The sequence below is a fragment of the Halorubrum sp. SP3 genome, assembly GCF_005435195.1.
In the GTDB taxonomy this organism is placed as follows: Archaea; Halobacteriota; Halobacteria; order Halobacteriales; family Haloferacaceae; genus Halorubrum; species Halorubrum sodomense.
This window is the reverse complement of sequence record NZ_SGTU01000477.1, coordinates 1-358: the sequence shown is the minus strand read 5'-3', so window position 1 is coordinate 358 and position 358 is coordinate 1. Positions and strand designations below refer to the sequence as shown.

The following is a 358-nucleotide window of genomic DNA, read 5'->3' as shown; positions in this document are numbered from 1 at the left end:
GCCGCAAGTCGAGATTACGACCACACCAGCTACGGACAGCGGCAAAACACGGATCACGGTGCGTGACGACGGTCCCGGGATCCCCGACAGAGTACTCACTCCGTTCCAAGCCGAGGGAGAGTCCCCGTTTCAGCACAACCACGGCATCGGCCTGTGGCTTGTCAACTGGGGTGTTCGGCGACTCGGCGGCGGGATTGAGTTTGAACGTCCCGCCGACGGCGGCACCGTTGTTCACCTCTCGTTACCGAACAGACTGCGCGAACAATCATAACCGAAACAGCTGGCTGCTGAACGGACACAGTAACAGAGCAAACGCAACGTCGCTTCGACCCCCACAATGGATCCGCAACTTGAGAAC

The 358-nt window shown here is 59.5% G+C and carries 1 protein-coding gene; it reads left to right on the top strand.

What is annotated here, in order from left to right:
* The first annotated feature begins 58 nt into the window (after nucleotides 1-58).
* Nucleotides 59-271, top strand: coding sequence for an ATP-binding protein (locus EXE42_RS20930; protein ID WP_369333807.1), 213 nt, complete (start codon nucleotides 59-61; stop codon nucleotides 269-271).
* Nucleotides 272-358 lie beyond the last annotated feature (87 nt).